The organism is Echinicola rosea, assembly GCF_005281475.1.
GTDB classification, from domain to species: Bacteria; Bacteroidota; Bacteroidia; order Cytophagales; family Cyclobacteriaceae; genus Echinicola; species Echinicola rosea.
This window is the reverse complement of record NZ_CP040106.1, coordinates 2,759,573-2,785,589: the sequence shown is the minus strand read 5'-3', so window position 1 is coordinate 2,785,589 and position 26,017 is coordinate 2,759,573. Positions and strand designations below refer to the sequence as shown.

Here is a 26,017-nt window from a genome sequence, read left to right as displayed (position 1 = left end):
AATGGCGCCTGCCGCGGGCTCCTCAAAATATCAATGCGATTGTACCAATCACACTGATATTTTCGAGGTCTTTCCTTTTTACTCGTAAGCCCGCTTTGCGGACTTACACAGATTATGAGATACTCCCCGCTGCTCTTTTGTTACTGTCCATTGAGGCTCTATGTTCGATCAGGTAAAAACTCTTAGGGATGAATTTCGCCATGTTTCCTTTTGTAGCAAAACAACCCAACTTTTTGGCTTGCCCCTACACGTTCATCCCTGAGCTTTCCTTTATTTTCATCACCACATCTTGGATTTTGATGGGCTTGGTGAGGTAATCATCCATCCCAGCTTCAAACGCCCTTTCAATATCCTCTTTAAACACATTGGCGGACAGCCCTATGATCCGAACAAACTTCCCTTCCTTCATCTTCTTAATTTTCCGGGAAGCCTCAAGGCCATCCATCACAGGCATCTGATAATCCATGAAGATCATATCGTATCGCTTCTTTTCGACGGCCTTTACAGCTTCCTCCCCAGTGCTTACGGTATCCACAACATAGCCCAATTGTTTCATCAAGAGTTTCATAAACTTCAGATTGATATCATTATCCTCAGCCAACAATATCTCTTTAGGGAATTTGTCAGAAATATGGGATAGCTTGTACTCTTCTCTTGCATAGTTCTCATAATCATCCTTTCCTACAATTTCATCACTTTCTGAAATCCGCGCAAAAACCGTAAAGGAAAATTCAGAACCTTTGCCTACTTCACTTTCGATCTGAAGACTGCCTCCCATCAACTCAATAAGCTTATTGGCAATGGCCAAGCCCAATCCACTTCCACTTTTTTCTTCTGCTGTTTTCCTGCCTGTTTGGGTAAAAGGATGGATCAGCTTATCGATTTTTGATTTGGGTATGCCGACACCTGTATCTTTCACATTAAAGTAGAGCATAAAATTCTTATCGAGAATAGGCTCTCCTGAGACTTTAATTTTCACATCACCTCCTTTTGGAGTGAATTTTACCGCGTTTCCTATAATATTAAACAGTATCTGGCTGAGCTTTTCATTGTCCAGAATCAACCACTGGGGGATTACTGGAGAAATGTCCAGGTTTAGGCTAAGCTCTTTACCCACGACCATCCCTGAGAAAATATTAATCACTTTATTCAATTCTTCCCTAAACTTAGAACTGGACAGTTCCAGTTCTAGCTTGCCTTCTTCGATCTTGGAGTAATCTAAAATATCCTTTATGATCACCAATAGTGATTCCCCTGAATCCTTGATCACTTTAACAATGCTCTCCTGTTCTTTGTCCAGTGCCGTATGCTCCAGCAAGCCAATCATTCCCAACAAGCCATTCATCGGTGTCCTGATCTCGTGGCTCATACTGGCCAAAAACTCTGACTTCGCTCTATTGGCTCCTTCTGCTACCTCCTTGGCTTCTTTTAATCCTTTCTCCCATAACTTCTGCTCGGTCACGTCACGGCCTACAGATATCATCCTTTCTTCATCAAGCTTAAAAAACCTGATTTCCAAAAATTTCTTACCGGAAGGCAATTCAAGTGTCATCTGCTCCGTCTGTACCTTACCGGTACTTGCCGCCCTCAAAAGTGCACCTTCCATTTTCTCCCCATATGGAGGCGGAATGATGTCTTTGATATGTTTTCCAAGAGATAATTCAGGAGGAGAAATTAGCATGTCCGTTTCTTGGACATAATAATCAAGGTAAACACCCTGATTGTCATATATAAAAATAATATCCGGCAAGCTGTTTAACACAGACCGAAGCCTGTTTTCACTCTTGATAAGTTCTTTTTCTGCCAGGTATTTTTCCGTTATATCGGTACAGATCCCTACACTACTGACGAAACGACCCTCTTGATCATAAAATAGTCGCTCAAAATTCTTAGCCCTGATGATGGTGCCGTCTTTTTTCTTGAAACTCACCTCAAAACTCAAATAATCATTCCTTGCATCAATGGCTTTTTTGGCTTTTTCCTGAAGTTTTATCAAGTCCTGATCCACGATCTGACTCTTATTGTTTTCCAGGAATTCTTCTACCGTAAAACCCAACACATTAGTCACATTCTCACTGACATTGTTGACTTTCCCGGTATCATCGTGATAATATACAAAGCCATTTGTCTCTTGTAAGAGCATTGTCTGCTGCTCAAAGAGCCGATTGATTTGCTGCGATTTCTTCTCCAGTTCTATGTGCTTGTCATCGATGCTTATCCCATGTCTGATCAACAGGTAAATCACCAATATTAATAAAGCGAAGAGTCCTGCAAAAAGGAGAAAATAAGTATTATACAAGCGAGAGATAATAATTGCCTGGTCTTGGGCAAAAAGTATTGCAAATTTACCTTCAAGAGGAAATAGATTAAACGGATACTGAGCCACAATGGCTTTCAATCGCACCTCATCACCATTCTCAGCCACCCGAACGATATCTCCTTCATATACGCCTCTCAGCCCCCCCATATATTCATTTTGCATTTCTCCCCATAGTTTTGGAGACAATGATAGTGCAGAAGCACGTCCATTTTCTCCCAATGCATAGGCATTCTCACCATAGAGATAAAACTTATAGCCTCCCTCACCCAGGTAGTGATTAGCAGTGTAATGCTTTAGAAACTCGTCTAAATTAATAGCAGCAATTACCGTAATGGGATCTATATGGGATTTGACTTTAACAAACCTTTTGGGATCATTGAAGGTTTTGTTCTCTTCAACACTGACTTTCTCGAAGTAATTATTATCCCTTAGGTAATAAGACCAGGTTTCATCACCAACTTTCACAAACAGCGTATCGATCAAATCACCGTAGGAGTTCAATAGTTGTCGCGTCCTAGAAGATTGGATTTTCTCGTTATTATTTACTTCATAGTAGCCCTCCAAGCTTGCTGTGTAATAGGTCAAATCTTCATAAAGGGTGTTAAACCTTCGCTGTACTTCATTGGATGCTATTTCGGCCTGCTTGCCCAAAAACTGCCTACTACTGTCCAATAAATTTTTTGATAGGGTGTTGTAAAAAAAATACCCCAATGAGAAAATCAGAATAATCGATGCCACTGACATTAATGTCAATACATGAAATCGTTTATAATTATCCCTTTTCCTCATGAATCTTTATTTTGTCAGTTTTTTACTTCCAGTACATACCAGTTTAGCAAATTCATTTGCCTACAATAAATGGTGTATTCCTGATCCGAATAACTATCCCCCATTTTGTAAACATTATCTTTCTCCAAAAGAAATTTCGCCACCATCTTCCTCACCGCTTTGCTCTTGGATTTAAAAAGATTATAGTCCTCCTTGCGAAAATTATCAGAGTTTATTGTCTGAACATAAGTGTGATTCCTTAGTGGAGGCAAGTTCAGCACCTCGATGGCATCATTGGTTCCTGCCACGATATTACCAGATCCATCGATAATTAACAATTTCTTGTCTTTATATTTTAAAAACCGCTGAATGATATCATTAATCGTAATATCAAACCCAACCACTCCCTCTAACTCACCCAAATGATAGACAGGGTGAATCAGCGAAAGTATCCATCCTCGTCCAGCAGGATCCACATAGATATCCTCTACCCACTTACTCTTTTTTTCCGGGTTACGAACCTCATCTGCCATATAATAGAAATTAAAGGTCGTAAGGTCTATATCTGTGTCAAATACGTGCAAGGCATCCAGTGACGGGAATATTCTGCACATCTGTAACCGTGTATTGAAGTAAACCTGCGCTACCAAGGGCGAATCAGCATAAATCGTCCTAAAAGCTGAATCCAGTGCCTCGGTGAAATAGATTTGATGAAATACATCATCCCTGTCTCGAGAAATAGATGAAACATGCACACTGCTTTCGGATTTGTCAGTTGTTTCTCTATAAATAACCCCTAAATCAGAAATTTTATACTCTTCGCGAGCAGCCATTTTGGCATATCTATCCTGATGGTCAAAGAGGTACTCGGTCTGAGAAGCCAATTCTTTGATCTCCTCCTCCAGCGGCCTGAGATCCGACTCCATTACCCTGACAAGGGAATCCAGTTCTGTAAACTCAGTCGGATATACCGATCCTCCCTCATCCCCACAACCATTGAAAAAGAGCAATACCAAGCCAGCCAAAGTAAAATAAGCATATTTCATCTACGAATATGTAAAGTAGGAAGTAAATTTAAATATTTTCAATCTGATTCCTAAGCGATTGATGCATCTCTTCAAATCTTTTATTGACTTCATCCAAAAATGCCTCATCAAAAAAAGCCTCTAAATCCTGCTCTTCAAGGATATCCATCTCACTGACTTTGTAAGTCTGTTCTATCATTCCTTGCTCATATTTGATGAGGTATTTGCCATTCCAGGAAAAAATAGAAATACGGATATCATTTTTTGTAAATTCCTTTACCACCCTCATGGCTTGACCACCTCCGAACTGTACGTAATATCAGCACTCAATGAAGCCGAAACGGAACAATATTTATCCACTGACAGCTTCACTACCTTAGCAAATTCCTCCTCTGTAGCATCCGCTGAAGTAAGGATAAATTTCATATGAATGCTTTTATAAAAAGCGGGTACGCCATCATTTCTATCACCCTCTGTTTCCACTTTAAAATCTTCCACTGTCTTTCTTTTTTTCTTCATCATCAGCACTGCATCCACAGAAGCACAGCTGGCCACTGCTGACAATACCAAATCCATAGGTGACTGATGTTGCTTCTTTTCGGGATCGTACATGTCTATCTGCACCTTATTTCCCTGCGGATTTACTGCTTCGTATTCATAATCCGCCTTCATCGTAACCGTCACGTTTCTTTTTGCCATTTCTTTACTCAATTAAACTTTTATACTATTATTTATTTTTTTGATCGTTAATTCCCAAAAGAAGCCTCCTCACATATTTCTGCGATATTGTCCACCTACTTCATAGAGTGCATGGGTGATCTGTCCCAGTGAACAATGTTTTGCGGCTTCCATTAGCTTTGAAAACAGGTTTTCATTATCAACAGCAGCCTGCTTTAAATCATTCAGTAGTACTGTGGATTGGAATTTATATTTCCTATGCAAATTTTCAAGTGCCTTGATCTGTTCTTCTTTTTCCTCATTAGTGGCACGGATCACCTCGCCAGGAATCACCGTGGGAGATCCGGCAGAAGACAGGAACGTGTTCACCCCTATTATAGGATACGTACCGGAATGTTTTAATGTCTCATAATGGAGGCTTTCTTCCTGGATTTTTCCTCTTTGGTACATGGTCTCCATAGCTCCAAGTACACCTCCACGTTCGGTGATCCGTTCAAACTCAGCATAAACGGCTTCCTCCACCAAATCGGTAAGCTCTTCAATGATAAATGCTCCCTGAAGGGGATTTTCATTCTTCGCCAAGCCCAACTCCTTATTAATGATCAACTGGATAGCCATCGCCCTTCTCACCGAAGCCTCGGTAGGTGTCGTAATGGCTTCATCGTATGCGTTGGTATGCAGGGAATTGCAATTATCGTAAATGGCGTACAAGGCCTGTAAAGTAGTACGGATGTCATTAAAGTCAATTTCCTGGGCGTGTAACGACCTTCCTGACGTCTGGATGTGGTATTTCAGCATCTGCGAACGTTCGTTGGCTCCATATGTTAGTTTCATGGCCTTGGCCCAAATTCTACGCGCAACCCTTCCGATCACTGCATATTCCGGGTCAATGCCATTGGAAAAGAAAAACGACAAATTAGGTGCAAATGCATTTACATCCATTCCCCTAGAGACATAATACTCCACGTAAGTGAATCCATTGGAAAGAGTGAGTGCCAGCTGCGTAATAGGGTTGGCTCCTGCCTCAGCGATGTGATAGCCGGAAATAGAAACGGAATAAAAATTACGGACTCCCATTTCAATGAAATACTGCTGCACATCGCCCATCAACCGCAGCGAAAATTCCGTAGAAAAGATACAGGTGTTTTGCGCTTGGTCTTCCTTCAGAATATCCGCCTGAACGGTTCCCCGCACCCTGGTCAGGGTCTCTTCTTTTATAGCTCTGTATATTTCTGCTGGCAGCACCTGATCCCCTGTCACTCCCAAAAGCAATAGCCCAAGACCATCATGGCCTTCTGGAATATCGCCTTGATAAGTGGGGCGCTCCACGCCTTTTTCACAATAGATCGCATCAATTTTGGCATTCACTTTCTCCAACAGCCCATGCTCATGGATGTATCGCTCACATTGCTGATCGATCGCTGTGTTCATAAAAAAGGCCGTCATCGTTGCCGCTGGACCATTGATGGTCATGGAGACCGACGTGCGCGGATCTGCCAGATCAAAGCCTGAATACAGCTTTTTCATATCATCCAAACAGCATATATTCACTCCGGAATTGCCGATTTTACCGTATATGTCTGGCCGGTAGCCTGGATCCTCACCGTAAAGGGTCACCGAATCAAATGCCGTCGACAGCCGCTTGGCAGGCATGTCTTTTGAGACGTAATGGAAGCGTTTGTTTGTGCGCTCCGGTCCGCCTTCACCAGCAAACATCCGAGTGGGATCCTCACCCTCACGCTTAAAAGGGAAAACCCCTGCCGTAAAGGGAAATTCCCCCGGGACGTTCTCCTTAAATTTCCACTGAAGCAAATCTCCCCAAGCCTCATACTTGGGAAGCGCCACTTTAGGAATACTGGTTCCCGAAAGGGAAGTGGAATGGGTTTTTATGCGGATTTCCTTTTCCCGCACAGAAAATATAAAGTCATCTTTTTGGTAACATTCTACCTGGTCCGGCCAAGCTTCAAGCCACTGTTGATTTTCAGGATCCAATTTTGCGGAAACGGTGGCATAAGTAGCCTCTATACTTTCCACCAAGGTAGCATCTGCTCCTTCCTCTTGAAGCGTTTGCAGTGTTTTTTTGAGCCCATATAGGCGATTGGCAACTTCCTTCTGCTCTCTGGCCCATTTTTCGAAGCGTTGATTTTCGGCCACTATTTCGGACAGGTACCTCGTCCTAGAAGGCGGAATGATAAAAATCTTTTCTGATTCTTCCATTTGTGGGGTTGCTATGGGCGAAAATTCAAGTGTAGCCAGCCTGGTCATCAGCTCCCGATAGAGCTTATTCATACCTGGATCGTTAAACTGCGACGCAATGGTACCAATCACCGGTAGTTCATCATCCTTCGCATCCCAAAGACCATGGTTTCGCACAAACTGCTTTTTGACATCCCTCAGGGCATCATACGCGCCCCTCTTGTCAAATTTGTTCAACGCGATCACATCAGCAAAGTCCAACATGTCAATTTTTTCTAGCTGGGAAGCGGCCCCATATTCGGGCGTCATCACGTACAGGGAAAGGTCCGCATGATCGGCCACCTCTGTGTCGGATTGGCCGATACCTGATGTTTCCAAGATCACCAAATCGTACCCGGCCATTTTCACAATATCCACCGCATCTTTCACGTGTTTGGACAGGGACAGATTGGCCTGACGTGTAGCCAGTGAACGCATATAAATCCGAGGGTCATTGATCGCGTTCATCCTGATCCGATCTCCCAAAAGTGCTCCCCCTGTCTTCCTTTTGGAGGGATCTACTGAAATAATTGCCAAATGCTTCTCTTCAAAATCAGCCAGAAATCTCCTGGCCAACTCATCTACCAAAGAAGACTTCCCTGCTCCTCCCGTACCCGTAATTCCTAATACCGGTACAGACTTGCCGCTTTTTTCATTTACTTGATTTTCCAAGGTTGATTGGTAGGCATCGGGAAAATTCTCTGCTGCAGAAATCCAACGGGCTATTACTTCTGGATGGGCCCTATCCGGTAAAACACCTCCTTCTAAATCTTCCCCTAAAGGAAAATCCGCTTGCTCCACGAGGTCATTGATCATCCCTTGTAGTCCCATTGACCTTCCATCATCTGGGGAATAAATCCTACAGATCCCGTATGCATGGAGCTCATTGATTTCTTCCGGAAGGATGGTTCCTCCCCCACCGCCAAAAATCTTGATATGCCCTGCTTTCTTTTCTTGGAGAAGGTCGTACATGTATTTGAAAAACTCGGTGTGCCCTCCTTGGTAAGACGTGATCGCTATCGCTTGTACATCTTCTTGGATAGCACAGGAAACAATTTCCTGAACAGACCGATTATGCCCCAAATGAATCACCTCACAGCCGGCAGACTGGATAATCCTTCTCATAACGTTAATCGCCGCATCGTGACCATCAAAAAGAGAGGCTGCAGTAACTATCCTGACATGACACTTGGGTTTGTAAGCTTTTACTTTTTGGGTCATAAAAATAATCCAATATGATTTTCAATGGTGTATAGCGATTGATTATTGATGCAAAATACAACTTCTAAAAGGGAAATTCCCACATTTTGCATATGCGAATATAGTGATTTTACCCAACTTATTTTAGGACAAAATGACTAGTAGAACATCACTTTCCAGTTAGTTTGGAGATGTGAGTGTAGCACCGCTACGATTACATCGAAAACTAAAGTGTAGCAGCTGATTTTGTCCACGGCGGGTCAGCTCGTAATGGATAAGCTCATGCATAAATCGAGTTTAATTTTAGGCCAATAGATGCACACCTGTGCGCCGTGGCGTAGCGGCGAGGTTTTCGGGTTACTTTTTTGACCTGAAGCAAAAAAGTGACAAAAGTAAAGAGATGAAAACTATCTTGGAATTTAGCAAGAAAAATAATACTACCAATGTTTCAAGGTACACACTACAGAACAGAGCAATCGCATTTTAAAAAAATTGTTCCTATTTGCAATTATATCTGCCTAAGATAGGCTACTGCGGTTCCCAAAGTATAAATCGGGGCGAAGTGCCAGCGGCACGATAAATTTTGTAACCTGCGGATGAATCAGCAGGAACTTAAGCTCACCTGAACCTCCCGAATGAGTGCCAGCGGCATGGATGATAGCTATGCCTACACGAAAATTGTTTCCCTTCAAAACACTAAACGCGTTTGCCTTGGCACACACTAACTAAACGAGATTGGTAAACCATCTTAAAGGTAGATCACACTATAAAAATGGCTTTAGACGTATAGGTTGTTTTCAACAATAGTAAGATTGATGTATATACATTAAAATATGTTTAACATCATCCTTTCACATGATAAAAATCAAAAAAATAAACATATTATTATATTAATCTTGTGTAAAAGAAATGTCAATTAGTAACTTTAATAGAAATCTATTTTTAGCAAAATCCCAACATATATGAATGTTTCATTTTCCACTGCAGAAGAAGCCGTAAAAGTAGTCAAAAGCAACGACAGGGTGTTTGTCCATGGAAGTGCTGCCACACCATCCACATTGCTCAATGCACTTGCCCAACGCCATCAAGAATTGAAAAACGTGGAAATAGTTTCCATTACCACTCTAGGAGAGATGCCCTTAACGGAAGATCCTTACCAAAAGAGCTTTTATATTAACTCCCTCTTTGTCTCCGCCAATGTGCGAAACGCCGTAAACTCCAGCCATGGTGGTTATGTTCCTATTTTTTTAAGCGAGATAGGTATTTTATTCAGAAGAAATATCCTGCCCATTGATGTGGCCATCGTCAATGTCTCGCCCCCCGACATCCATGGTTATTGTACGCTGGGCACCTCTGTGGATGTAGCCAAACCGGCCGTAGAAATGGCAAAAGTGGTCATTGCCCAGATCAATCCACATATGCCCCGAACCCATGGCGATGGCATGGTCCATCTAAGCAAATTTGACCATGTAGTCGAATCCAATGACCCGCTACCTGAAGTGGATTACTCAAGCAAAATAGGAGAAAATGAACTAAAAATAGGCAATCATATCGCCGAGCTCATTGAGGATGGTTCTACCCTGCAGATGGGAATTGGCGCTATTCCTGATGCTGTTTTAGATGCACTGCACCATCATAAAGACCTTGGCGTACATACCGAGATGTTTTCCAATGGCATCATGGGATTAATGGACAGTGGCGCGCTCACCAATAAATACAAAGCCAAACATCCGGGCAAAGTGGTCACCTCCTTTGCGGTCGGCAACAAAGCACTCTATGACCGCATCAATGATAATCCTATCTTATCATTTCACGAAACTGCTTATGTAAATGACACCGCCGTCATCAGAAGAAACCCCAAAGTAATCTCCATAAATTCCTGCCTAGAAATGGACCTTACCGGTCAGGTATGTGCCGATTCTATTGGCACCTATCATTATTCAGGGGTCGGGGGCCAAATGGATTTCATGCGGGGTGCTGCCCTCTCGGAAGGAGGAAAACCCATCATGGCACTGTCGGCCACTACCAAGAAAGGAGCCTCCAAAATCGTCCCCTTTCTCCGGCAAGGAGCCGGTGTGGTCACCACGAGAGCACACATGCACTATGTCGTTACCGAATATGGCATAGCCTATCTATATGGCAAAAACCTCCGTCAAAGAGCCGTCGCCCTGATGAATATCGCAGCACCAGAACACCGGGAAGCCATAGAGGCATCCATCATTGATCGGTTTGGGTCAGTAAACCATCCCACTTCTTGATCAGTCCCCTTTGAGTTTCTTCTTCAGCAATTGAGCATTGACCGCTACCACTATGGTGCTTAAGCTCATCAGGACGGCTCCCAAGGCCGGGCTAACCATCAGTTTTGGAATAAAGCCTGTAGCCAGCGGGAGGGCAATGGCATTATAGGCAGTGGCCCAAAATAGGTTTTGGATCATCTTCTGATAGGTGGCCTTGCCAAAGGCGATCATAGCGGAAAGGTCTGTCGGGTCACTGTTTACCAAAACAATATCAGCTGTCTCCGCCGCCACATCGGTTCCCGAACCTATGGCCACGCCTATGTCCGCTTGTGCCAATGCCGGTGCATCATTCACCCCATCTCCGGTCATCACGACGACTTCGCCCTTTTCTTGGGCTTCCTTAATGATGGTTTGTTTATCCTCAGGCAATACTTCCGCATGATAGCCGTCTAGCCCAAGTTCGGCACTGACGGCTTTGGCGGCGGCTTTATTGTCACCAGTAGCCATGAGGACCTTGATACCTGCTTTTTGTAAGGCGGACACGGCTGTTTGGGAGGAATCCCGGACTTCATCCGCTAATTTTAAGTAGCCCGCCACACTATCGTCTACCAACAAGAACACCAAGGTTTCTACGCCCTCCTCTTTGATTTCCGAGGAAACTTCCAGCTTGTGTTTTTTTAGGTACCCCGGACTCACGACCATCACCTGTCGCCCATCCACAGAAGCCTTGACTCCTTCTCCGGTAATATTTTCGTAATCATTGGCCTCAGAGAAATCCAGTTCTTCTTCCTTCGCTTTTTTCATGATACCAGTGGCGATGGGGTGCTCGGACTTCTGCTCCACTGCCGCCGTGAGCCTGAGGACATCCTCATCAGTAAACTCCTCCAAGAGACTCTTATAGGTCTTCACCCCGAAATCACCCGCAGTCAATGTCCCTGTCTTATCAAAGATCACCATGGTCACTTTTCTGGCCCGCTCAAAAGCCGTCCTATTACGGATCAACAAGCCGTTTTTGGCAGCTAACGAAGTGGAAATAGCGGTCACCAACGGCATGGCCAATCCAAGCGCATGTGGGCAGGCAATGATCATCACGGTAACCATCCGCTCCAGTGCAAAATCAAACTCCTCACCCAACACCAACCAAACCACCAATGTGATCAGTCCTGCTCCCAAGGAGATGTAAAATAACCAGCCAGCAGCTTTATCTGCCAGATTTTGGGTTTTTGATTTGGTTTCCTGTGCAGCCTTCACCATACCGATCACGCGGGACAAATAGGCTTCCTCCCCGACTTTCTTTACCTCTATCTGTAAAGAGCCTTGCTCATTGATAGCACCGCCCACTACCTCATCATCCTTTTGCTTTTTGACAGGCTTGGATTCCCCGGTAAGCATCGATTCATTCACATGGCTACTGCCCTCGGTCACCTTACCATCTGCCGGGATCTTTTCCCCAGGTTTTATCAAAACACGGTCTCCAGCTTCTAGATCAGCTATTTTTACTTCTTTGGTGTCTCCTCCTTCGGTGAGTTTATGCGCAGTGGAAGGCATCAACCTTGCCAGCTCGTCCAATGCACCCGAGGCATTCATCACAGACTTCATCTCTATCCAGTGCCCCAGCAGCATCAAGTCGATCAAGGTGGCCAACTCCCAAAAAAATCCTTTACCCTCTAAGCCGAAAGTAACAGCGGTGCTATAACCATAAGCCACCGTAATCGCCAAAGCAATCAAGGTCATCATGGCGGGCTTCCTTTGGTGAACTTCTTCCTTTAGCCCTTTTAAAAATGGCCATCCTCCATAAAAATATATCGTTGATGCCAAGCCAAAAAGCACATATTTATCACCAGAGAATGAAATCTCCATTCCAACCCACTCCTGTATCATCTTCGAAAGAAGCAGCACAGGCACGGTTAGAATCATCGATACCCAGAACCTCCTTTTAAAATCCTGGAGCATATGCCCGTGATGGCCTCCATGATCATGATGTTCCTCTTGTTTATTAGAATTATGGTCTTGATGTTCCATGGTCAGTTGATGTTTAATCCGGAATCAATGCCGCTTAGTTAGTGTGTATCTGGAAAATATGGGTTCTATATTTTTTCCTTGGGCAGTTATTTTTCTAGCTAAATCCCTAGGTGGTTTTCATCCCTTTACCTTTGTTACTTTTTTGCTTCAGTTCAAAGTCGAGTAGGCCTGGGCACTATGCCCAAGCCTCTCTCAGAACCGTACGTGACAGTCTCCCGTCATACGGCTCTTGGCAATCAAATCTGATGTTCCAGATTTTGTTTCAAACAACTCCATCTTCCCTAATTTTTTAGGTTGTGGAACCATTCAAAACCGATTGCCTCAGTCCCTTCGCTCTTTCTCCGTTTCCAGAGCTTTCAACACTACTACGGACTGATCCGCCCCATCCCTATCAAAGGGGATGGTTCTCCTGTTCCATCCAACCGCCTGTTTCGAACTCCTGCCGCCTTAATGCCGCCTGCCAATAGGCCAACTCTCAGTCTGCGCTGCCTATTTTGTCCCGGAAGTTACTCTAGCCCCCGGTTTTGACAGGAAGTATTTTTCACGACACTTCATCGAACGGTTCACTTTCGTTCAGCTTTTCGAAACGCATTCCTTCTGATCGCTCAGTACCACAGCCTTGAAAGCGCAGCACCATCAGGGGAATTTGACTGGTCTGCCTGATCCAGTCCCAGTCGTCGTGCCAAGGGTTGTAACGCCCTATTCGACATCAGTTGGATAGCATGTCCGGTTTCCCGAACTTCAGGACACACAAAGTGGCCAAAAAACCCCGCCGCTGTGCAGCTATTGGCCTAAAATTAAAACCTCCCCTCATGCAGGCAAACTCCTCCTGTCTAAAGCCAAGTAAACCTTCTTTAGCCGCCAACATTCTTTTTGGCTAGTATTTCGTCAAACAAGCCTGCCTTTTTGCCCGCCCGCATTTTAATTTCTTAACGCCCAATACCTGCATGGCGGATCCGATTAATAAGTTTCTTATGAATACATTATCATCATTATTCCATGTAGTGGTATATTTTCTTAAGTAACCAAGTTGAGCCGGAACTATAAGCCCCCCTGAGCCAAAAAAGGTATCGCTTCCTTATTCCGGCCCTTGGTATGCCTGTTTTCCAGCCGATGGTGGAGGCCGTTAAGAAAGTGAGTTGGCTCGCGTCGTGGAACAGCGAGACCCACTCGCTTTTAGGCCGTAGCCATCGGGTGGAAATTAAAATGGGTGACGGATCCACGTCGCGGGGGAAATCCATGTCCCATTTTAAAGGGCAGACCACCGGCCTGGATTTTTTTCTTTCTTTTTTCATCAATGGAAAAAAGGAAAAGGATAAAATCCACCAAAATGGCCAAAGCCATACAGTTAAAGTCAAATAGAAAAGAAACTCCTAGCAGGTGAAAACAGGGAAATGGCCTTAACTAAACGGCATTAAATCCGGAATATGCATCAGCCTATCTGTTGCGACCTGAAATTGCTATAAAATCAGCCCCTTCGCTTTAGTTTTCACTGTAACCGTAGCGGTGCTACGATGCATAAGCCGAGCTTAAGAAAAAAAGGGAGCTTAAACAGGGAAATCGCTTTTAAACTATTAATAAAGCGATGTCAGCCTGAGCGGACCTGTCTATCCTCCAGGTAAAGTCGAAGGCTAGACGTTTGCCCTCGACTCCGCTCGGCCTGACTCTTTTTGCCAGAATTAAATAAATTCATGGGGTTAAAAGCGATTCGCCTGGGAGCTTAAAGCTCTCCCATTACTTTGTCCACGCGACCGCAAGTCAGCATTTTATCCCCATAGTAGGGGTTCCTGATCGCTTCCTGATCGGACAGCCAATACCCTCCTTTTCCTTCAAAGGCCATAGGGCAATACTGTTTATACACGGCTCCCGAGGACACTTGTGAAGCCACCAACTGCTCTACTGATGCGCTTAAAGCCACAAAAGCATCTCGCTGAACGGCAATATCCGAAGCTGCTTCTATCTTCTTGGCCGCTTCCTGCCCTTGGAATCCATCTACGGCCAATAACTTCTTGGCACCTTCGCTAGCAGCAGCGGCATCTCCTTCTACCAACGCATTTTTTACGGTAAGATAATGATGGAAAACCTTGGCACTTTCGTCATCCTTAAATGCCAATATCGCTCCACTTTCTACTGACTTCGAGGCTTGTTCAGAAGTTTCCATGGCATGGTCATGCTCATGGGTTCCTTCCTGCTTTTTCGAATTGCAGCTGGCTGCCAAAATCATGGCCAGCATCAGTGATGTACCTACTACTCTAAACTTTTTCATAATGGTTCTTTCTACGTTGTTTAATTAATAATGCTTATTCTATGAAAACAGAATCACTATCAGCTATTCATATTTCCCTTTTATTTCCCCGCAAGAAAGCATAGCGCCTCCGAAGTAGGGGTTTTTGATTTCTTTAAATTCACTGAGCCAATAAGCCCCTTGATCACTTTGGGCCATAGGACAATAATTTTTATAGAGCAAATCTCCCGGTGTCCCAAATACATCCAGCAAATTGATCATTTCATTGGAAAGACGAATGAACAGATCCCGTTGCTCTTGAATATCGGTAGTTTGGTTGATCGAAGAGGAGACCTCCATTAAAGATCGCCTGCTTTTTTCCCAAGTCTTGGATGCCGTCCCCTCAAGAACTGTCTCTGCTGCTTCCATTTGCTTAAACAAATCGCCTGCTGAAACTTTTGCTGATTGATCTTCCACGAGGTGGTTTTTGACCTTTAGATAAGTGGCCACTACCTCGTCTATCACTGCTCTAAAATGCGAAGAAACCGTAATCTGCTGTTTCTCAGGATGTGACATCATACTGTATTTGCCGCTCAGCTGTGCCGCCCCGTCCACTGCAAACACCCCATTGCTCACCACACGATCTCCCTCTGAAAGTCCTGACAGCACCTCTTGCATATCCCCAACAGTCGATCCAAGGTCCACTTGCACCATCTCGAAAGCAGGCTTCTCCTCATCACCGACCTGCCGATAGACCACAGAGCGTTTTCCTGTCCACAGGATCGAGGACCTTGGCACAAGCATCCCCGCCTTTGTTTGCCGGTCCGCTGCGACAGTCGCCGTGACAAACATACCGGGTTTGAGCTTCCCCGCCGTATTGCGCACTTCTGCCCTTACCTTTGCGCTTCTGCTGTCCTGCGAAATGACCGGATCGATAAAGGTTACCGTGGCGGTAAATTCTTCGCTCGGCAACGCATTTACGGTAAACTTGATCTCATCACCGGTATCGATCTTGCCCACATTTTGTTCATAAGCGTCGAGCATGACCCACACTTTGCTCAAGTTGGTGATTTCAAAAAGCACCTGCCCGCGACTCACATAATCCCCGGATGCTACTTTCCTTTCGGTCACCACCCCAGCAGTCGTGGCATAAATATCAAAATGAGGCTGATAATCATCCTCTTGCTCCATCGCAGTGATTTGGGCATCTGTCAATTGCCATTGCTTCAGCTTTTGCTTTGCGGCCTCATAGAGCTTCGGACTGATTTCCTTTGCCTTTTTTGCTTCCACCAGCTCTCGATGGGCAGTGATCAGGTCCGGGGAGTAAATACGGGCCAATCGCTGGCCTTGCTTCACTTCCTGGCCTGTAAAAGCCACGAACAACGCATCCACTCGACCACCAAAATTGGCAGAAACGGTCGTCACCTTCCGTTCATCTGCTTCTATGGCTCCACTGAGTGACACCCCATCTCCTGCCGCTCCTCCTGTCTTCACGGTAGAAGTCGCAATATTGGCCAAGGCCACCGCTTCAGGGGTCATGGTCATCACATAAGGATTCGCGCTCTCAGTATCGGAAACCGAAGAAAGTGGTACCAAATCCATTCCGCAGATAGGACAGCTCCCTGGTTCCTCCTGCTTGATCTGCGGATGCATTGAGCAGGTGTAAATCGTTTCTCCACTATGATCATGTCCTCTGGGTTCTTCCGCTTTTGGCTCATTTGATGACAGTGCCCAGCCAATAATCCCGCCAGACACAAAGGCACCAAGGACAATAAATATAAGTTGTTTTCTTGCTCTCATAAATTTCATAGTGATATTCCTTTGGCCATTAATGATTCTAATTGTGCAAAAGCCTGGAGCTTCTTAAATGTTTCCTCTGCTGTTTTCATTTCAAAATCCAACAGTTGCCGCTGGACAGTGAGCAGTTCTTCAAAATTCCCCGCAGCACTACTATAATCCGCAATCATCAGATCCAGTGTTCTTTGAAGCAGCATTACTTGCTCCTCATATAGCTTCACATTCCTTTTTGCTTCCCGGATCAGCCGATATTGTTCTTCCCACGAAGATTTCAGCCTATTGTCCAAATTTTCCTTAGCCAGAGCTGAAGCTTGCCGGTAATAGGCCGACTCTTGCCGTGCACTTTTATATTTTCCACGAAAAATCGGTACCGAAACCGAAACCATCGGCATGATCATATTGTGGCCCATTCCTCCTGGAGTATAGCCCATCGGGCTCTCTATGGCTCCTTCGGGCTGACGTGGGCTGTTGATCATGTAGTTGATTCCCACTCCAAAACTGGGAAGCCCCTTTAGCTTAGCCGCTTCTCCCTTTTTCTGGTAGGCCTGCCCCTCCCATTCCAGCTTCTTTACTTGGGGGTTTGCCGCCAAAATACTGTCCAACACCACCTCCTTATCCAGCAATAACTCCTCTTCCCAAAAAGAAGCGTCCATATGGATCGGCGTATCTTTAGGCCTGTTCAGCAATAGGTTAAACTGCACCTGGGCCACCGCATGAGCGTCCTCCAACTCTGCAATACGCGCTTCCAATGCTTTTAGCTCACTTTGTATGCGGAGCACATCAGTCATTTTCCCAGCCTTGCCCGGAGTACCTCCTTTAAACTTGTTCAGCGCCAATTCTTCCATTCGCTGCAGCAGCTGGAGGTTCTTATTGGCGACCATCTCGTGATGGTGAAGTAAATAGAGCTGATAATAGCCTGTTTTTACTTCATAAAACAACGCATGTTTTTCCGCTTCAAATTCCTGAAAATTGGCTTTGGCCATTAAACTGGCCTCATCCTTTCCAACTTGGAGCGTACCAAACCAAGGAAACCGCTGCATCAAGGAGGCATTGAGTTTTTGGTCACCCATCAGCGTAGCCATGTCCTTTAAGTAAATACCAAAACTCAATTCAGGATCCGGCAAACTCCCCACTTGGGGAATTCGCTCCAAACTAGCCGTATATCGGCTATATGCTGCCTGGATTCCCGGATGGTTTTCTGCTGCTATTTGTAAATAGTCCGTTAAATTTTGGCCATGGGCCAAAGATGACAAACCTATCATGGCTGACATCATGATCACAACAGGTAATTTACTGATGATGATCCTATCGAAACTTTTTTTCTTTACCCTTTTCATATGATTTATTTCACCGGATTATCATGCTGAATTGTACTGTTTTGAACCAACTTTCTCTCTTCCCACCAGCTGTACAAAACTGGAACAACAAATAGTGAGACCAAAGCCACCGCCATCCCACCAAAAGAAGGAATGGCCATCGGAATCATGATGTCCGAACCTCTCCCGCTAGAGGTCAATACCGGCAAAAGTGCAAGCAAGGTAGTTGCGGAAGTCATCAGGCAGGGCCTTATCCTTCTTATCCCAGCTTCTTTCACCGCATGCCTAACCTCCTGAACTGTTTTCGTCCGGTTGGCCGCAAATTGCTGTTTCAGGTAAGTGGCCATCACCACGCCATCATCCGTAGCAATACCGAATAAGGCAATAAACCCTACCCAAACCGCCACACTCAGGTTATATGTTTTCATTTGGAAGAGCGACCGCATGGAATTGCCCATCACCTCAACATCCATAAACCACGGCTGCGCATATAACCAAAGCATGATAAAAGCCCCTGCAAAAGCCATGGAAATGGCCGAGAATATAAACAGCGTGACCGGCACCGACCTAAACTGAAAATAAAGGATCAAAAAGATCACCATCAGACACAACGGAATCACGATAGACAGCCTTTCTTCAGCCCTGACTTGATTTTCATAAGATCCTGAAAACTGATAGCTCACCCCGCCGGGGACTTTCAATTCCCCATTATCAATCTTTCCCTGAAGGTAATCTTGGGCATTTTCCACCACAGTAACCTCTGCTACATTCGGTTGCTTATCCAATAATACATAGCCCACCAAAAATGAATCTTCACTACGGATCATCATCGGCCCTTGCCTGTATTGGATGCTGGCCATTTCCCCCAAAGGAACCTGAGCGCCCGAAGAAGCACTGACCAGCAAGTTTTCGATCGCTTCTGGGCTTTGCCTAAAATCCCGTGCATACCTGGCGCGGATGGCATAGCGCTCCCTTCCTTCCACCGTGGTGGTCAATTTCACGCCTCCCAATGCTGCCGAAATGGTTTCCTGCACATCTTTCACTTGTAGCCCATACCGTGCTATGGCCTGCCTGTCGAGGTCAATTTCCAAATATGGCTTGCCCAATGAACGGTCAGCAAAAACAGCTGCTGGCTTGACACCCGACACTTCCTTGAGGTATTTTTCGAGCTGGACACTGAAGTCAGCGATCGTCTCCAGGTCAGGTCCGTACACTTTTAAGCCAATGGGAGCCCGCATACCGGTTTGAAGCATCAGCAGACGGGTTTCGATGGGCTGTAGCTTAGGTGCTGACGTGACGCCAGGGAGGTTGGTCGCTTTGGCAATTTCGCTCCAGATATCATCAGGACTTTTGATATGATCCCTCCATTGCCTGTAATACTCCCCTTTGTCATCAGGGACCAATTGTCCTTTCTCATCTTTAAGAAATTCACCACTTTCATTCACGGCAAACCTACGTTTTCGGCCATTTTCATCTACCTTAAATTCCGGCTTGTAGAGGATCACATTCTCAAACATGGACATGGGAGCGGGATCCAACGGCGTCTCTGCCCTGCCCGCCTTTCCTACTACAGAAGAAACTTCTGGAATACCGGTTACTAACATATCCAACTGCTGTAGGATTTTTTTATTGGCTTCCACACCAGAATGGGGCATGGATGTGGGCATTAGCAAAAACGACCCTTCATCCAGTGCCGGCATAAACTCTTCGCCCATACTGGGGAATGTATGCACCAAACTGCTGTATACTGCTGTAGTACGGATATTCCACCCAATCCGGTCAAATCCATCAGCCACCCAGCCAAACAGTCCTGAAAAACCTATCCAACTATTGAGTCCAACAAAAATCATCAGTGCAGGCAATAGCAGGAACTTACCTTTATGGGCGAGGCACCAGTCCAAGAGACACTCGTAATACCGAATAAACAAACTGAATATCCCCAAGATAATCCCCACTATAAGTAGAACAAAAAGGAAATTCGTAAAACGGGCGACACTTGCTCCCAATGGTGCCCAAGCAGTAGCAAGCATCCACGACACGGCTAGTACTGCGATCGCTATCAATACGGGCGTATGGTACTTTTCGTAGTATTCGGGTTTATAAAAAAACAAAAGGTTATTGATACCGACACCCATCAAAACCATTCCTGCCAGTGGCAACCAGAACAGGCCTGCCCCACCCAATACCACCAAAGCCATGTTGCCCCATTTTTTCCAGAAGTGCCCTTTTGCCTTAAAACCAAATACCCAATGGGCAAATGCCGGCATGACCAAAAGGGTGAACAGCAAGGCTGAAATCAAGGCAAAGGTTTTGGTATATGCCAGCGGTCCAAAAAGCTTTCCTTCAGCTGCTTGCAAAGTAAAAACCGGTAAAAAGCTAACGATCGTGGTGGCAACTGCTGTCAGTATGGCCGTGGCCACTTCCTTCGTGGCATGATAAACAGTACTCAACAAGGATTCATCTCCTGTATCCTCCTCCATGTGCCGAAGGATGTTTTCGTTGAGGATGATCCCAAGATCCACCATGGTACCTATGGCAATGGCAATTCCCGAAAGGGCGACAATATTGGCATCCACACCAGTATATCTCATGAAGATAAAACAGGTAAGCACCGCCAAGGGCAAAATGGCTGAAATCAACATCGAAGCCCGCAAATTATACACCATCACCATGACCACTACTATGGTCATCAAAATCTGCAGGAAAATAGCATCATTTAGCGTGGCCAACGTCTCCAGAATAAGGTTAGACCTATCATAAAAAGGCACAATGGTTACTTTCGAAATCCTCCCGTCCGCTAGTTCTTTCTCAGGCAATCCTGCACTAATGGCCTCAATTTTAGCTTTGACACTCTTGATGACCTCCATCGGATTATCGCCATATCTGGCGACCACTACTCCTCCCACTGCCTCTGCCCCACTCTTGTCCAGGATTCCCTTCATCGCCCGATCTGCAGGACCGATGCTTACCTTTGCAAGGTCTTTGATACGGAGGGGCACATTATCGGTGGCTTTTACCACCGTCTCTTCTATCTGCTGAACGTTTTCTACAAAACCGAGTGCCCGCACATAATATTCGACTTGGTTGATTTCTAAGGTATTGGCTCCAATGGCTTGATTGGTCGATTGGAGTGCCTCCCGCACCTCCATCATCGAGACCCCGTGGACTTTCATGGCCTCAGGGTCCAAATCGACTTGGTATTCCTTTTCCATACCGCCCACAGAAGCCACCTCGGCTACCCCTTCCACACCGGCCAATCCGTAACGCACATAATAATCCTGGATGGACCTTAGTTCGTGCAAATCCCAGCCGCCAGCAGGTTTGCCTTCTTGATCCCGCCCTTCCAGCGTGTACCAATACACCTGCCCCAAAGCCGTCGCATCAGGCCCAAGCTTTGGCTGTACACCACTTGGCAACAAATTGGAAGATAGAGAATTTAACTTTTCCAATATCCGGGAACGGCTCCAGTAGTATTCAATATCATCATCAAAAATGATGTAGATACTGGACAACCCAAACATTGAAGTGGACCGGATGGATTTAACTCCTGGCAAACCAAGTAATGAAGTCGTCAATGGATAAGTGACCTGATCTTCTATATCTTGTGGTGATTGCCCCATCCACTCGGTAAATACGATTTGTTGGTTTTCTCCCAGATCCGGAATGGCATCCACCGGCACCGGGTCACTGGGAAGGAAGGATGTCTCCCACTGAAAGGGGACCACAACCAATCCCCAAGCTACCAAAACCACCAACATGAGTACGGTAACCAGCTTATTCTCCAGAAAGAATTTAATAACAGCATTGAGCATAACGCATAACTTAAATGCTAAAAGAAAATTAGAATAAAATATGCAGCGTATCATAGGACAGGCAGTGGATACGCTACACCTCTGAATCATGGGCCTGTAAATCGCCCATAAAAATGGTTAAATCAAAAAAGTTTGATGCTTAATATGTATGGGAACCAGCGACGGTGGCGCTTCACTCTGGAGGCGGAGGGTGGGATATTTTTCAGTTTGCTGGGCCAAACACACCAAAATCTCTGACATCAGGTCAGGTAGCGGCAACAAAGAGGTGTTGTAAAAATACACATCCATGAGTCTTGCCAGATTCTGGTCAGCATTCTGAAGGTCTGTCTTGGGCACATCGTCACAGCACCCAGGCATCTCCTCTCCTCCAGGACAACAGTTCTTATCCGCTGCAAAAAGATTGATATGCGCCAGCTCTTCTCCACAATAATGCATGGAATAACTCATCCCCGCATTGAAGCAGAAATAAATTATCAACAGCACTATTTGGACAAGTTTTCGCATAATTGCTTTATAAGCTTACCACAAAGATAAATATCCCTGTTGCTATAAAGTTATATAATTTTTGTAAATTTTAAACATACCAAACAGTACTGACCTTCTTTAGCAGCAAATAATGCTGAATTTCCTAACGAGTTTATAAGGTGCAAACTTGCAATTCAACACACTGGCCATTACCATGCTGACGATAGAACACCATTTTACCTGCCCGCATTGTCTTGCTTCCATTTCGATGATCCTAGACCTCAGTGTCAGCCCTCAGCAGTACATCGAGGACTGCGAGGTATGTTGCCAACCAATAGAGGTGCATTTTGAAACAGAAGGCGAAAATTTAACCAACTTTTCAGCATCCCCTGTAGAACAGTAAATTATTAGGACAAAAACCAACTATTTTTTAACAATATTGCATTTTTAAAAATCTGATCATACATTTGTCTTACCTAAGCTAAAACATTTATGATCAGAACCTTAACCCTCGCTGTCGTATTTATTTGTTTTTCTGCTATTGTATTTGCCCAACAGCATCCCGCCAGTGGCATCCAGAAGGCTGCAAAAGAGTTCGCTCAAGCTAATATGGAGGAGGATTTTGAAACACTGATCAAGTACACCTATCCCGTGGTAATGGAAAAATCCGGCGGGAAAGAAGGCGTTAAAAAAGCCCTTGCTGACGCTTACGACCTTTTGAAGATTAGGGGAATGAAAATAATAAGCTTCGAAGTGGGCAAACCGATCAAAACCACTCATACAGCTGGCGAGATACATGCATTGGTTCCGGTAGTGTACAAAACCCACGTTCCAAAAGGTGAAATCGTAAGCCAGACCACCTTAATCGCAGTTTCGGATGACGCTACCGGAAACTGGTATTTTATCGAAACCTCAGGTCTTGATCCCAAAAACATCCACAACTACCTTCCCACTTGGGATTACACATTGGGTCTTCACTTTGACAGCTCCAAGGAGTTTATAGCCAGCAAATCCTCCGAGTAAATTTAACCCGGATCCCAAGACATCAAAAAGAGTAAAATAGCCTACTTATTTGATAATCCTCATAGACACATAGAGCACAATAGGGAAAATTCGGTAATCAATTTACCCGAGGCATATCCTTGGGGAATGTGTCAAAAACATTGCCCTCACTCAGGCTAAAAGCCAAATTCAACACCTTCCTCTAGCCATATCAAATCCCGCTGTACAAAAGCCTTCCGAAGTTAGAAAGAATATGTATTAGCTTATCTATTAACCTGAGCTCGACTTAATTTTTGTATTAAAATCGTCATTGCAAACCCTTTTAAGGAGGATGTGGGTTGGAAAAGGGTGTGGCAATCCCGAAATACTGAGACTGCCACGGCTTCCACCCCTCATATCTCCCTCTAAGCCTCGCAGTGGCGATTTTATAATCGAACTGAGCTTATTACTTCTTTTTACGCATGGCCTCCATTTGGTCCCATAGCTTTTCTGGTATCTGATCCAGGTGGCTGAACTGTCCTGCTCCGTTTAACCACTCACCACCATCAATAGTGATCACCTCTCCATTCACATATGCAGAAAAATCGGACACCAAATAAGCTGCTAAATTGGCCAGCTCTTGGTGCTCCCCGACCCTTTTCAGTGGAATCCTTTTAGCAGGATCAAATTCATCTGCCAACTCCCCTGGCAACAAGCGGCTCCAAGCTCCTTCTGTGGGAAAGGGCCCCGGTGCAATCGCATTGAAGCGGAGGCGATACTTGGCCCATTCCACTGCCAGCGAACGGGTCATCGCAAGTACACCAGCCTTGGCTGTCGCACTGGGCACCACATATCCAGATCCTGTCCAGGCATATGTGGTCACAATATTCAAAAATGTCCCAGGCTGTCGCGTTTCGATCCAATGCTTACCGGCTGTCATGGTCATGTTCACGGTGCCTTTTAGCACAATGTCGATGACCGTTTGAAAGGCATTTGCTGAAAGCCGTTCGGTAGGACTGATAAAGTTCCCTGCGGCATTGTTTACTACCACGTCGATGTGTCCCAGTTTTTCCACGGCACTTTCAAACATCGCTTCTACCTGATCCACTTCTCGTAGATCACAGGCCAGCGGTAATACGCTTCCCCTTTTGACTTCTGATTCCAGTTCCTTGGCGGTCATCCGGAGCACCTCCAGCTTTCTGCTGGCAATGATCAGATTGGCACCAAGTTCCAGAAAATACTTCCCCATGGACTTTCCTAGTCCAGTACCGCCACCCGTGATCAGGATATTTTTTCCTTCCAGGGCATCAGGCTTGAGCATTCCATTTAGATATGACATGGCGTTTTGATTTTAGCAGTGATAGGCTCAATATAAAAAATTGTAGGTTCATTCTGATCAATTGCTCACTCAAACTTAGGGTTACCTCTTTCGGTTTATTGCCAAACTTTTCTTTGGCTCCATCCTCAGGATATCCAGTCCCGGTCGTTACCGGAGGGGCCCATCAATCTTACCCCAAGAAAAAGAATCCGTACTACATTAAAAAAGCCACTCGAAAGTGGCTTTTTTTTAACGTTTATGTATTTATCAGATCAATACCTGTAATAATCAGGCTTGAATGGCCCGGCTACTTCCACGCCAATGTATTTGGCTTGATCTTCAGTAAGCTCTTCCAGCTCTACACTTAGTTTGCCTAAATGCAATGCAGCTACCTTTTCGTCAAGGTGCTTAGGGAGGACATACACTTTGTTTTCGTACTGATCTGTGTTATTCCAAAGCTCCATTTGGGCCAAGGTCTGATTGGTAAATGAATTGGACATTACAAAAGAAGGGTGTCCAGTGGCACAGCCCAAGTTCACCAATCTTCCTTCTGCCAACAGGATGATGTCATGGCCATTGACATTATACAGGTCCACCTGAGGCTTGATTTCATCTTTGGTGTCACCGAAGTTTTCGTTTAACCAAGCCACGTCGATTTCATTGTCAAAATGTCCAATATTACAAACGATGGTTTTATCTTTCATCACTTTGAAATGCTCGCCAGTGATGATATCCTTATTTCCAGTAGCGGTCACCACGATATCTGCTTCAGCAGCTGCATTGATCATTTTCTTAACTTCAAAACCATCCATGGAGGCTTGAAGGGCACAGATAGGATCGATTTCGGTCACGATCACCCGGGCACCAGCACCTCTCAAGGAAGCGGCAGAACCTTTTCCGACATCCCCATATCCTGCTACCACGGCCACTTTACCTGCAAGCATTACATCAGTAGCTCTTCTGATGGCATCTACCAAAGATTCCTTACAGCCGTATTTGTTATCAAATTTTGACTTGGTCACCGAATCGTTGACGTTGATGGCCGGCATTGGTAGGGTACCATTTTTCATCCGTTCGTAAAGCCTATGCACACCAGTGGTGGTTTCTTCAGACACGCCTTTGATTCCTTGTACCAATTCAGGGTATTTGTCCAATACCATATTGGTCAAATCCCCTCCATCATCCAAGATCATGTTCAAAGGCTCCTTATCTTCACCAAAAAACAAGGTTTGTTCAATACACCAGTCAAACTCTTCCTCATTCATTCCTTTCCAAGCATAAACCGGGATGCCAGCAGCAGCAATGGCCGCGGCAGCATGATCCTGCGTGGAAAAGATATTACAAGAAGACCAAGTCACCTCAGCCCCAAGCTCCACCAATGTCTCGATCAACACGGCAGTCTGGATGGTCATGTGGAGACAACCTGCTATTCTGGCACCTTGTAGCGGCTTGGCTGCTCCATACTCGGCCCTTAATGCCATCAAACCCGGCATCTCTGCTTCAGCCAATCTGATTTCCTTGCGCCCCCAATCGGCCAAAGAAATATCTTTTACTTTATACTTGACGTACTTTGATTTAGTTTCTGACATGTAGTTATGATTTTTATCAAAATTTTCAGC

17 protein-coding genes are annotated in these 26,017 nt (G+C 45.1%); 4 read left to right on the top strand and 13 right to left on the bottom strand.

Going from position 1 to position 26,017, the window contains the following annotated elements:
- Positions 1-244 precede the first annotated feature (244 nt).
- From FDP09_RS11180 to FDP09_RS11160, 5 genes are all read right to left on the bottom strand, one after another.
- A complete protein-coding gene (locus FDP09_RS11180; protein ID WP_137402750.1) occupies positions 245-3,109 on the bottom strand; it encodes a PAS domain-containing hybrid sensor histidine kinase/response regulator in 2,865 nt (954 codons plus the stop codon).
- A gap of 14 nt (positions 3,110-3,123) precedes the next feature.
- A complete protein-coding gene (locus FDP09_RS11175) occupies positions 3,124-4,134 on the bottom strand; it encodes a cache domain-containing protein (protein WP_137402749.1) in 1,011 nt (336 codons plus the stop codon).
- 28 nt (positions 4,135-4,162) lie between these two features.
- Positions 4,163-4,402 carry a hypothetical protein gene (locus FDP09_RS11170; RefSeq protein ID WP_137402748.1) on the bottom strand — a complete coding sequence of 80 codons (240 nt, stop codon included), beginning with the start codon at positions 4,400-4,402 and terminating at the stop codon, positions 4,163-4,165.
- Complete coding sequence (locus FDP09_RS11165; protein WP_137402747.1) at positions 4,399-4,812, bottom strand: OsmC family protein; 414 nt, start codon at positions 4,810-4,812, stop codon at positions 4,399-4,401. Before FDP09_RS11165 ends, FDP09_RS11170 begins: the two co-directional genes overlap by 4 nt.
- A 69-nt stretch (positions 4,813-4,881) precedes the next feature.
- Complete coding sequence (locus tag FDP09_RS11160) at positions 4,882-8,247, bottom strand: methylmalonyl-CoA mutase family protein (protein ID WP_137402746.1); 3,366 nt, start codon at positions 8,245-8,247, stop codon at positions 4,882-4,884.
- Positions 8,248-9,188: 941 nt separating this feature from the next.
- Here FDP09_RS11160 and FDP09_RS11155 point away from each other — a divergent pair.
- On the top strand, positions 9,189-10,484 hold the full coding sequence (locus FDP09_RS11155) for an acetyl-CoA hydrolase/transferase family protein (RefSeq protein WP_137402745.1): 1,296 nt from the start codon (positions 9,189-9,191) through the stop codon (positions 10,482-10,484).
- On the opposite strand, the gene FDP09_RS11150 is transcribed toward FDP09_RS11155, so the two are convergent.
- Positions 10,485-12,485 (bottom strand): heavy metal translocating P-type ATPase, encoded by a 2,001-nt coding sequence (locus FDP09_RS11150; RefSeq protein WP_137402744.1) that lies wholly within the window; start codon positions 12,483-12,485, stop codon positions 10,485-10,487.
- Between the two features lie 1,095 nt (positions 12,486-13,580).
- On the opposite strand from FDP09_RS11150, the gene FDP09_RS11145 reads away from it, so the two are divergent.
- Entirely contained in the window at positions 13,581-13,847 is a 267-nt protein-coding gene (locus FDP09_RS11145; protein ID WP_137402743.1) for a hypothetical protein, read from the top strand.
- A 358-nt stretch (positions 13,848-14,205) separates the two neighbouring features.
- Here FDP09_RS11145 and FDP09_RS11140 read toward each other — a convergent pair whose 3' ends face one another.
- The 5 genes from FDP09_RS11140 to FDP09_RS11120 form a co-directional block, all read right to left on the bottom strand.
- On the bottom strand, positions 14,206-14,751 hold the full coding sequence (locus tag FDP09_RS11140; RefSeq protein WP_137402742.1) for a DUF3347 domain-containing protein: 546 nt from the start codon (positions 14,749-14,751) through the stop codon (positions 14,206-14,208).
- A 63-nt stretch (positions 14,752-14,814) separates the two neighbouring features.
- A complete protein-coding gene (locus tag FDP09_RS11135; RefSeq protein ID WP_187328842.1) occupies positions 14,815-16,509 on the bottom strand; it encodes an efflux RND transporter periplasmic adaptor subunit in 1,695 nt (564 codons plus the stop codon).
- 5 nt (positions 16,510-16,514) lie between these two features.
- Entirely contained in the window at positions 16,515-17,843 is a 1,329-nt protein-coding gene (locus FDP09_RS11130; protein WP_137402740.1) for a TolC family protein, read from the bottom strand.
- Positions 17,844-17,848: 5 nt separating this feature from the next.
- Positions 17,849-21,634, bottom strand: a complete 3,786-nt coding sequence (locus FDP09_RS11125; RefSeq protein ID WP_137402739.1) for an efflux RND transporter permease subunit — start codon at positions 21,632-21,634, stop codon at positions 17,849-17,851.
- A gap of 117 nt (positions 21,635-21,751) precedes the next feature.
- On the bottom strand, positions 21,752-22,138 hold the full coding sequence (locus FDP09_RS11120; protein WP_137402738.1) for an HYC_CC_PP family protein: 387 nt from the start codon (positions 22,136-22,138) through the stop codon (positions 21,752-21,754).
- A 148-nt stretch (positions 22,139-22,286) separates the two neighbouring features.
- Here FDP09_RS11120 and FDP09_RS11115 point away from each other — a divergent pair, with 148 nt between their 5' ends.
- Complete coding sequence (locus FDP09_RS11115; protein WP_229683271.1) at positions 22,287-22,502, top strand: CPXCG motif-containing cysteine-rich protein; 216 nt, start codon at positions 22,287-22,289, stop codon at positions 22,500-22,502.
- Positions 22,503-22,591: 89 nt separating this feature from the next.
- Entirely contained in the window at positions 22,592-23,122 is a 531-nt protein-coding gene (locus tag FDP09_RS11110) for a hypothetical protein (protein ID WP_137402737.1), read from the top strand.
- Positions 23,123-23,546: 424 nt separating this feature from the next.
- Here the strand turns inward: FDP09_RS11110 and FDP09_RS11105 are convergent, their stop codons facing one another.
- Both FDP09_RS11105 and ahcY read right to left on the bottom strand, forming a co-directional pair.
- The gene (locus FDP09_RS11105) at positions 23,547-24,419 is read right to left on the bottom strand and encodes an SDR family oxidoreductase (RefSeq protein ID WP_137402736.1); all 873 of its coding nucleotides are present in this window, start codon (positions 24,417-24,419) and stop codon (positions 23,547-23,549) included.
- Between the two features lie 251 nt (positions 24,420-24,670).
- On the bottom strand, positions 24,671-25,987 hold the full coding sequence (gene ahcY, locus FDP09_RS11100; RefSeq protein ID WP_137402735.1) for an adenosylhomocysteinase: 1,317 nt from the start codon (positions 25,985-25,987) through the stop codon (positions 24,671-24,673).
- Positions 25,988-26,017 lie beyond the last annotated feature (30 nt).

Coding starts and splice junctions, on each gene's coding strand:
- ahcY (WP_137402735.1), bottom strand. CDS start 25,987: ATGTCAGAAACTAAATCAAAGTACGTCAAGTATAAAGTAAAAGATATT.
- FDP09_RS11120 (WP_137402738.1), bottom strand. CDS start 22,138: ATGCGAAAACTTGTCCAAATAGTGCTGTTGATAATTTATTTCTGCTTC.
- FDP09_RS11130 (WP_137402740.1), bottom strand. CDS start 17,843: ATGAAAAGGGTAAAGAAAAAAAGTTTCGATAGGATCATCATCAGTAAA.
- FDP09_RS11165 (WP_137402747.1), bottom strand. CDS start 4,812: ATGGCAAAAAGAAACGTGACGGTTACGATGAAGGCGGATTATGAATAC.
- FDP09_RS11140 (WP_137402742.1), bottom strand. CDS start 14,751: ATGAAAAAGTTTAGAGTAGTAGGTACATCACTGATGCTGGCCATGATT.
- FDP09_RS11170 (WP_137402748.1), bottom strand. CDS start 4,402: ATGAGGGTGGTAAAGGAATTTACAAAAAATGATATCCGTATTTCTATT.
- FDP09_RS11160 (WP_137402746.1), bottom strand. CDS start 8,247: ATGACCCAAAAAGTAAAAGCTTACAAACCCAAGTGTCATGTCAGGATA.
- FDP09_RS11135 (WP_187328842.1), bottom strand. CDS start 16,509: ATGAGAGCAAGAAAACAACTTATATTTATTGTCCTTGGTGCCTTTGTG.
- FDP09_RS11125 (WP_137402739.1), bottom strand. CDS start 21,634: ATGCTCAATGCTGTTATTAAATTCTTTCTGGAGAATAAGCTGGTTACC.
- FDP09_RS11150 (WP_137402744.1), bottom strand. CDS start 12,485: ATGGAACATCAAGACCATAATTCTAATAAACAAGAGGAACATCATGAT.
- FDP09_RS11175 (WP_137402749.1), bottom strand. CDS start 4,134: ATGAAATATGCTTATTTTACTTTGGCTGGCTTGGTATTGCTCTTTTTC.
- FDP09_RS11145 (WP_137402743.1), top strand. CDS start 13,581: ATGCCTGTTTTCCAGCCGATGGTGGAGGCCGTTAAGAAAGTGAGTTGG.
- FDP09_RS11180 (WP_137402750.1), bottom strand. CDS start 3,109: ATGAGGAAAAGGGATAATTATAAACGATTTCATGTATTGACATTAATG.
- FDP09_RS11110 (WP_137402737.1), top strand. CDS start 22,592: ATGATCAGAACCTTAACCCTCGCTGTCGTATTTATTTGTTTTTCTGCT.
- FDP09_RS11105 (WP_137402736.1), bottom strand. CDS start 24,419: ATGTCATATCTAAATGGAATGCTCAAGCCTGATGCCCTGGAAGGAAAA.
- FDP09_RS11155 (WP_137402745.1), top strand. CDS start 9,189: ATGAATGTTTCATTTTCCACTGCAGAAGAAGCCGTAAAAGTAGTCAAA.